Genomic DNA, 8,230 nt, shown 5'->3' with positions numbered 1-8,230 from the left:
CCCAGAACCTCGCCCTCCTTCGCAACATCGCCCTCACCCTCTACCGCCGCAAAGGCTTCCGCTCCCTCACCGCAGCCTTCCGTTCCTTTGCCCACGACATCCACTCACTCCTCAGTTTCCTCGAATGAAACAGCCCTGCCCGCTTGCGGGGGAGGGGCCGGGGGAGGGGGCGTCCTTTCCGCACGCGACAGCCCTTCGGAATCCCACGCGTCTTTCAGCTCGGCGGAAGCTTCCACGTGATCCGCCCCTCGGCGTCGCGGCCGTGGCGGATGATGCGGAGTGCGTGCAGCGAGATGGAGAGGCCGTGGATGAACGGCGTCGCGAGGCCCACCGCCACGGGCTCCGCACCCGCGAGGGCGGCGCGGAGGCCGGCGGCGTCGGTGAAGGCGGGGAGCAGCGTGTGCGCGCGTCCCACCTCCCACGCGAAGTGCGCGTCCGACCCGGCGCCGAGGGCGATGCCGCGGCGGCGCCCCTCCGCGGCGGCGCGGCGGTTCCAGGCGGGGAGGAAGGCGCGCGAGTTGAACGCCTCGGCCAGGTCGGCCACCGCGAGCACGCGGGCGCCGCGCCAGCCGGGGCGCGTTGCATACGCGAACGGATGCGGCGCATACACGAGCCCGCCCTGGTCGCGGATGCGCTCGGCCACGTCCTCCACCTCCAGCCCCATGGGGATACGCTCGCGGAGGAAGAGGCCGATCAGCTCGCTGCCGCAGCGGCAGCGCACCTCCTCGCCCACGATCACGCGCGTGGGGTCGATCTCCGCCGCCCGGAACGCGCCGTCGATCTCGCCGTGATCCGTGACGGCGATGCGGTCCAGCCCGGCCGCGGCGGCGCGCTCCACCAGCACCTCCGGCGGCATCGCGCCATCGGACGAGAAGTGGGTGTGGGAGTGGAAATCGGCGCGGATGCGTGGCTCGGCAAGGCCGCTCATCGGCACCGGAGCGGCGGGCGCCGGCGGGGGCGGCGGGGTGCGTTCCGGGCCGTCGCGCGGGGCCGGGCAGGGCGGTGGGGCAAGCTGGTTTCTCCACGGTGAAACTGCCGAAACGAGAGTGTTGCGCACGGGGCGAGAATCCGCAACATTGGGGCATCCGGTCCAACACAGCGCAGGCCACTCCCCTTTTCGGACGCCCTCTCCGGGCGCGGGCGAAAGAGGCGTCTCTGCAGTCCGGACGTTCCCGTTCCCTCACCCGCATGCACCATTCCGGAACGAGCGCGCTTTCGGGTGCCCGCGTGCTCCTGGCGGACGACGACAACCTCCTGCGCGCCGTGTACGGCGACGCGCTGAGGCCGCTCGTAGGCGAGCTGCTGGAGGCGCGCAACGGGGCGGACTGCGTTGCGCTGGCCCGCCGCGCCGCCCCGGACCTGATCCTGCTGGACCTGCACATGCCGGGCGTGGACGGATGGGAAGCCGTACGCGACCTGCGCCTGCACCCCGAGACGGCAGACGTGCCCATAGTGGCCCTCAGCGGCGACGGCTCCCAATCCACCAAACGCCGCGCCATGCAGCACGGCTTCGACGCCTTCGTGGAGAAGCCCTACACGCCCGCCTCCCTCGTCGCCGCCCTCGAAGCCGCCTTCGCCGAGGCCCGCGCCGTCCACGGCTACCCCGCGCCGCCCGCGTCCGTGCGCCCGACCGGGATGGCCGGGGTGCACTGAAGCAGCCTCTTCCAATGCCGCGAAGCCGTACTGACCCTCGCCAGAATTGCTTGGCGAGGGTCTTTCGTTTGGATGGCCGGGGGGATGCCGGAAGATGGACGCGTGCCGAGAGGGGGTGCCCCCTCCCCCGGCCCCTCCCCCGCAAGCGGGAGAGGGGAGAACTGCATGCAACGAAGGCGTTTGGCGCGTGTTGTTAACGGTTACCGTGGTGGGAATCTGGAATTCGCGCATAGTGCCACCCGCGGAATTTCCGCCGGCTAGATGCTAAAGCGCCGGACAGTCCTTCACGCCTTTGCGACTCGTGCCAAAATCGCGCAAAGCCCAGCCCTCACCGTGATTCAGCTCCCCTCTCCCGCTTGCGGGGGAGGGGCTGGGGGAGGGGGCACCTTCCTCCCGCCCAATCCTCCCAGACCCGCCAACGAAGCGCCCGCATCCTCCGACTCCGAAGATGCGGGCGCTTCCGTCGTCCGTCATTCAAGGCGCGATCTGCGTCCCCGTCAGCCGCTGACGCGGCGGGTGCCGCGGCGGAGCTTGCGGCGCATCAGGTCGCGCGCCCATCGCCACTGCATGCGGTCCCACTCGTCGGCCGGCAGGTCGTCGGTGTCGCGGCGGGCGCGCAGCCAGTCCAGCAGCTCGCCCACGGGCACGAACCACCCGTCGGCGGCGGCCAGCGCCTCCAGGCGGCGGCGCACCAGGCGGTCCACCTCGCCGTTTCGCGCGAAGCCCTTGCCCAGGTGCGTGGCCACGATGCAGCACCCGCCCTCTTCCACCAGCTTGGCCACGCGCGACGGGCGCAGCAGCTCGTTGAACTCGTCGCGGTCCTCGGCGTCGGCGCACGAGAACCACCAGCGCACCAGCGGGCGCGCGGGGTCGCGGTACGGCATGGACGGGTTCACGCGGAACAGGTCCACCTCGTTGAAGGTGAGGTTGCGCGCGTACTCGATGTGCTCGCTGCACAGGTCGCCCCACCAGAACGGCGAGCCCGGCACGTGGCCCTGGTAGTGGTCCGGCGGCGTGGGCACCGCGCGTCGCACGAGCGCCTTCAGCACCGGCTGGTCCACGCGGCCCGTGCCCCAGTACACGTTCTCGCGGTTGTACGAGTGGTTGGCGTGGATGCGCGGATAGCCGCCGAACAGCTCGCGGAAGCGCTCCAGCGCTTCGTGCGTGCGGCCGCGCTCGCTCGATTCCATCGTGGCGCCGTGCCAGGTGATCTCCACGCCGCGGTCCGCCAGGCCGCGCACCATCTCCAGGTACTCGGCGTCCTCCAGCGTCTGCGAGCTGGAGAAGTTGCGGCTTCCCTCGGGGCAGCCCAGCGGCCACACGGTCTTGGTGGTGCGCATGCCCAGCTCCAGCAGCAGCCGGTACACGGGCTCCACGTTGTCTACCGTGGCGACGTCGGTGTCGTCCAGGATGGTGAAGGCGAAGCGCTTGCCGTGGGGGAAGGCGGCGGTGGTCATCAGAAGGCCTCGTCGGCGTGGCCGTCGCCGCGGGTGACCCACCAGTCGGCGAGGGCGGCGGGGAGCGGCGTGCCCGCGGGGTTGCGCACCATCACGTGCACGCCCCCGCCCATAGGCAGGTACGCGCGGCGGCGCAGGGCGGCGCGGGTGGACCGGTGGGATGCGGAGAAGAGCAGCGCGTCGGCGTCCAGCCCGCGCGCGGTGGTCTCGGCGGTGGAGAGGAGGGCGAGCAGCAGGCCGGGCCGGTCGACGGGGCACACCACGTCCGCCAGCGCGGCCATGCGGATGCCGTTCAGCCGCGGGTCGGCGGATGCGCGGGGGGCGCGGAGGATGCCGAGCGCCGCCAGGCCGCCCCGCTCGCGCACGCCGATCAGCCGGTACTCGCCGCGGCCGTCGTAGCGTGCGAGCAGGTCGCCGGCGTCACGCGAAGGCGCGGCGGAGATGCGGCGCCGCGCGCGCTGCCAGAGCAGCGTGGCCTCGTCGGCATCGAGTCGTGGGAGAACCCACCCGCGGTGCAGCCGGGCGGAGTCGCGGGCGGCCGTCCATCCACCGATCCCGATGGATGCAGCCGCTCCGGCGAGCGCGGAGGCGGCGGGGGAGCGCTGGATGGCCGCAGCGGCGCGCCGCATCCACCCCGGCAGCGAGTCCGGAAGGGCGGACGGGTCCACGCGGAGGAGCACGCGCGCGGGATCGAGGATGCGGACCGCATCCGGCAGCGCGCCCAGGTCCGCGAAGCCCGCGGCGGTGAAGAGGCGCCGCGCTTCCGGGGCGACGACCATCGCCATCGACAGGCCCAGGTCCTTCACCGCCTCGCGCAGCAGCAGGAAGCCGACGGGCCCGTTGCGGTGCTCGGGCGCAACCATCAGCCCCTTCATCCAGTAGCCGCGCGTGGTCCCCTCCGCCGTCCACAGGCGCAGCGGCAGGGTGGTGACGTGGCCGACCGGCCGGCCGCCCAGGAGGAAGAGGAAGGTCGGCGGCTCGCGGCCGGGCTCGGACGTGTTGCGGTCCGCGGCGTCGCGGCGGGCGGCGCGGACGCCGGCGGCGGTGGCGGACGCATCCCACGTGGCGCGGTAGAACTCCGCCAGCGTCTCCGCGTGCTCCGGACCCGCTCGCACCACGCCCGTCATCGCGACTGCTTCGGGAGATGCGGAGCCGGGCGGGACGGATGCGGGGCCGTGAGATGGAGATGCGGGATCTGCCGAGGCGTGCTTCGGCGGGACGGCATCTACCGGCCGATGTGCGGCGGTGCTCACCACGCGATCCCCCGTTCGGCGAGCACGTGCTTGATGGAGCCGACGCTGGTCATCTTCAGCGCCTCGTCGATGCTGAAGGTGACGCCGTATATCGTCTCCATCTCCAGCAGCAGGTTGATGTGCGCCAGCGAGTCCCACGTGGCGACGGTGGTGTTGGACGTGTCGTCGTCCACCCGCTGCGCCGGGAGGGAGAAGACGCGGCTCACCAGGAGCTCAGGACGCATCGGCCACCTCCAGGCGCACCCACTCCGGCGCCGCGGGCCCGCCGTCGTCCAGCGCGCGCTCCCACGTCTCCACGCCGTCGGCCGTCTCGCGATGTGCGAAGCCGTGGCGCGCCCAGCAGTCGCGCGCCGGGTGGTTCTTCTCCGTGGGCACCATCTCGCCTTCGAGCGTAGATGCGCCCGCCTCGCGCGCGGCGGAGGCGAGCGCGGCGACGAACGCCGTCTCCACGCCGTAGCCGATCACGCGGCAGCTCAGGACGAGGCTCTCCACGCGCCACCGGCTTCCATCCATCTCCACGAGCGCGGCGCCGACCAGGCCGTGGTCGCTGAGCCGGTCGTGCGCGCGCAGGGCGAAGAGGCGGCGCGAATGGTCGTTCGCGGCGGCGGCAAGGTGCGCCAGGTCGTGGCGGCGCGTGGTGAGGTTGAACTGGTTGGTGCGCTGGAAGAGCTGGTGCACGCGGGAGAGCGTCGCCGGCGCGGCGGGGGCGACCTGGACGACCAGCTCCAGCGAGTGGAGGAAGTCGCCCAGCGAGCCGCCGGAGGCCGCCTTCGCCTGCTCGCGCTCCACGCGGACGCGGTACTGTCCGCCGCGCGCGCGGTCCGCGTCGGTCACGCGAAGCTGCTGGAGCTGCGGCAGCGTCTCCAGCGCCGCGCGGAAGCGGGCGGCGTCCGCAGGGAGCTCGGGCGTGAGCACCTGCGGCAGCATGCGGCGCACCAAGTCGCGCTCCTCGCGGCTGTCGTCCACGAAGACGACGGAGTCCAGGCCGATCCCCAGCTCCTCCGCGATGGCGGCGATGTTCTCGTGCTTGGGCAGCCAGTTGATGCGCCGCGCGGCGAAGTCGCCCTCGCGCAGCACCATGGCGTCGTGCCCGCGGATCACCTCCAGCGCGTCGGCCTCGTTGTTCTTGGAGACGGCGGCGAGCAGGAAGCCGCGGTCGGCCATCGACTTGAGCCAGCGCTGAAGCTCCACGTGCTCGCTCCCCGGCGCCGTGTCGCCCAGGCGGATCCCCGCGACGCCGTCCTCACCCGCCAGCCCACCCCAGAGCGTGTTGTCCAGGTCGACCGCGATGCACTTGCGCGTGAGGCCGCGCAAGGGCGCCACGTACCCGGCGCACGCGCGGGCGAGCGCGCCGAGGGCCGCGGGGGGGATGCGCATTCGCGCCATGTGCCGCAGCCGCGGGTCGTCCGCCGCGCCGCCGCCGCGCCGGGCGAGCACGTCGCCCACGTCCAGCATCCACGTGTCCGCGACTTCGGCCAGGCTCTCGGCCAGGCGCGCGTTCAGGTCCGCGACCCACGCGGCGCGCGAGCCGGCGCCGGAGCCCGCGGGGCCAAGCGGGTCCGCGAACGCCGTGTGGAAGCCGAACACGACCAGCGCGGCGGAGGATGATGCGCGAAACGCCTGCGCGGCAGAGACGACGCGGCCGACGGCTTCCTCGCCGGCCCCGTGAAGCGCGCCGGGAGATGGCGAGCCGGCGAGATCGGGGACGAGGTCGTCCAGCGCGGCGGCGAGGAAGACGGCGTCGGGCGCGAACTCGGCCGTGGCGGAGGCGGGGTCGCGCGCCTCGCGCTCCCACGCGCCGAAGGGCGCGAGGTGGAACGACGGCACCATGCCCGCGGCGCGGCACTCCAGGTCCAGGAACGGCACCAGCGGGTCCAGCGTGAACGAGCCCATCAGGGCGACGCGCGCGCGCACCCCCGGCGGATCGGGCAGCCCCGCCCGCCGCGCGCGGACGCGCTGCACCGACGCGGGCGACGGATCGGCCAGGCCCGCGCGGTCCAGCAGCGAGTGCGCGCGGGGTGCGTCTCCGTGCCGGATCGCGACGTCCGCGGCCACGGAGAGCAGGCCCGCGTGCTCCGGGTGGCGGCCGAGCGCGCGATCCACCAGCGAGCCCAGCAGCTCCGGCACGCGCTCCGGCGGGAAGCACTCGGCAAGAGCGACGAGCGTGTCCGGCGCCACCGCGTCCGGGTGCGCGATGGCGAGCGCGCGGACGCCGTGGGCGAGCGCGGGGTCGCCGCCGTTGCGCGCCTCGGCCGCCAGCGTGGCGAGGGCGCGGGCCCGCGCGTCCGCCGGCAGCACGTTGCGCAGCGAGCGCCCGCAGGCCAGCAGCCACCGCACCGCGTCGTCTGGCGCCAGGCGGGTCAGCGCGTCGAGCGCGGCGGGGGCCGGGTGCACGCGCGACGCGGCCAGCGCCAGCCGTGCGGCCAGGTCGCGCAGCGCGTCCTCGGCGGCGAGGGCGTCCAGGAGCTGCGGGTGCGGGACCGGCGCGGCGGGTGTCGCGGGCGGGGCGGGCGGTGCGATTGCGGGCATGGTCCGGCCTTGGTGGGGATGCTGCACTGCGGAGCGCCGCGTCGTCCGCGGCGCCACAGCGAAAAGCAAGCTGCGTACGCCAACCAATCGCCCGACCCGCCGCTTCGCTACGATTGCGTAACTATCGATACATCAAAAACTTCTGCCGATTATCGTCGCCTCCGCATCTTTGCTGACCACGTGGTCGCGTGATGCGCCCCCGCAACAAAAGCGCGGTTTGTGGGATGAGGCTCGCCGCTCCGCATCTATCGAACTCGCTGCTAGTGATCGTTGCGCCGCTCCCGTGCCGTACCTCGCATCCGCCGAACTGCGGCCTCCAGACGTCGGTAGGCGTGCGGAGCATCCACCTGACGATCATGCGCATCAGAGCGGTCGGGGCGCTTCGCATCTCGCGCATCCTCTGCATGACCGATAGACATCTGCATTCGCGCCGAAATCTCGAAGTGTTGCGCGCGTGCGGCAGGTTCCAGGACGGAAGACCGGGTTGATCACGGGGGCCGAAAGGCTGGTTTCGCGATCGAGTGAATCCCGATTCTTCTGCTTTTCCGATCCGCTTCACGAGTCGAAAGGCGCTCACTCCAGACGACACTCGGATGCCAGCAGGGCGGGCGGTACTTCGTCTTTCTACATCTGTTCCGACAATATTCGGCGACGCTCGCGGCGGAGGCCGGAAGATTCCGCCGGTGAGATTGTGTGGCGGCGTCACAACACGGCCATGCCGCGAGGACCCTCGTACCATACGGAATCCGCCCAGCGCCTCGATTCTCTCGCTCCTGGCGCGGAATCGGGTACGCCGGTGCTCGCGCGAGGGCGAACACCGGCGTTGGGGCGACGATCCGGTTGGGCGTGCGGGGAAGAGCCGGTTGGTCCGGAAGTCTGTCGGAGCGGTGGATCTAGGAGCGGTGGATGCGGAGAAGGCGGAGATCGGGCGAACTGGTCACCATGCGCCGCGCCGGAAGAACACGACCGGCACGGTGCGCAGCAGGATGAGCAGGTCGCGGATGGGTGACTGCGCGCGGACGTACTCCAGGTCGAAGGCGAGCTTGGCGCGCACGTCCTCCACGCAACGGTCGTACGGCTGGTTCACCTGCGCCCACCCGGTGATGCCGGGCAGCACGCACTGCCGGTCGCCGTACCCGTCGATCTGCTCGCGGAGCTGCAGGAAGATGTTGGGCTGCTCGGGCCGCGGCCCCACGATGCTCATCTCGCCGCGCAGCACGTTCACCAGCTGCGGCAGCTCGTCCAGGCGGTAGCGGCGCAGCACGCGGCCCACGCGCGTCACGCGCTGGTCGCCCGGCGCGGCCCACACCTGCACGGCGGCGGCGGGGTCGGCACGCA

7 protein-coding genes are annotated in these 8,230 nt (G+C 72.6%); 1 reads left to right on the top strand and 6 read right to left on the bottom strand.

Translation table 11 applies throughout. The features are described 5' to 3' along the window. Positions 1-214 precede the first annotated feature (214 nt). On the bottom strand, positions 215-928 hold the full coding sequence (locus VFE05_13140; GenBank protein HET6231011.1) for a PHP-associated domain-containing protein: 714 nt from the start codon (positions 926-928) through the stop codon (positions 215-217). A 260-nt stretch (positions 929-1,188) separates the two neighbouring features. Between VFE05_13140 and VFE05_13135 the strand changes: the two genes are divergently transcribed. Then, the gene (locus VFE05_13135; protein ID HET6231010.1) at positions 1,189-1,653 is read left to right on the top strand and encodes a response regulator; all 465 of its coding nucleotides are present in this window, start codon (positions 1,189-1,191) and stop codon (positions 1,651-1,653) included. Positions 1,654-2,150: 497 nt separating this feature from the next. On the opposite strand, the gene VFE05_13130 is transcribed toward VFE05_13135, so the two are convergent. From VFE05_13130 to VFE05_13110, 5 genes are all read right to left on the bottom strand, one after another. Beyond that, positions 2,151-3,110, bottom strand: a complete 960-nt coding sequence (locus VFE05_13130; protein ID HET6231009.1) for a hypothetical protein — start codon at positions 3,108-3,110, stop codon at positions 2,151-2,153. Continuing rightward, positions 3,110-4,363, bottom strand: a complete 1,254-nt coding sequence (locus VFE05_13125) for a hypothetical protein (protein HET6231008.1) — start codon at positions 4,361-4,363, stop codon at positions 3,110-3,112. Before VFE05_13125 ends, VFE05_13130 begins: the two co-directional genes overlap by 1 nt. Continuing rightward, the gene (locus tag VFE05_13120) at positions 4,360-4,587 is read right to left on the bottom strand and encodes an acyl carrier protein (protein ID HET6231007.1); all 228 of its coding nucleotides are present in this window, start codon (positions 4,585-4,587) and stop codon (positions 4,360-4,362) included. Before VFE05_13120 ends, VFE05_13125 begins: the two co-directional genes overlap by 4 nt. Further along, positions 4,577-6,892: an HAD-IIIC family phosphatase gene (locus VFE05_13115; protein HET6231006.1), complete on the bottom strand. Its 2,316-nt coding sequence runs from the start codon at positions 6,890-6,892 to the stop codon at positions 4,577-4,579. The genes VFE05_13120 and VFE05_13115 overlap by 11 nt, the downstream gene beginning before the upstream one ends. A 937-nt stretch (positions 6,893-7,829) precedes the next feature. Beyond that, positions 7,830-8,230 (bottom strand): sugar transferase (locus VFE05_13110; protein ID HET6231005.1); only part of this gene is annotated, 401 nt, incomplete at its 5' end.

It is taken from the genome of Longimicrobiaceae bacterium, assembly GCA_035696245.1.
In the GTDB taxonomy this organism is placed as follows: domain Bacteria; phylum Gemmatimonadota; class Gemmatimonadetes; order Longimicrobiales; family Longimicrobiaceae; genus DASRQW01.
The sequence above is the reverse complement of the archived record's forward strand: the minus strand, read 5'-3'. Positions and strand labels throughout refer to the sequence as shown.

Excerpts from the sequence above, each read along its gene's own strand:
- VFE05_13135 (HET6231010.1), top strand. The coding sequence starts at position 1,189 with ATGCACCATTCCGGAACGAGCGCGCTTTCGGGTGCCCGCGTGCTCCTG.
- VFE05_13140 (HET6231011.1), bottom strand. The coding sequence starts at position 928 with ATGAGCGGCCTTGCCGAGCCACGCATCCGCGCCGATTTCCACTCCCAC.
- VFE05_13115 (HET6231006.1), bottom strand. The coding sequence starts at position 6,892 with ATGCCCGCAATCGCACCGCCCGCCCCGCCCGCGACACCCGCCGCGCCG.
- VFE05_13130 (HET6231009.1), bottom strand. The coding sequence starts at position 3,110 with ATGACCACCGCCGCCTTCCCCCACGGCAAGCGCTTCGCCTTCACCATC.
- VFE05_13120 (HET6231007.1), bottom strand. The coding sequence starts at position 4,587 with ATGCGTCCTGAGCTCCTGGTGAGCCGCGTCTTCTCCCTCCCGGCGCAG.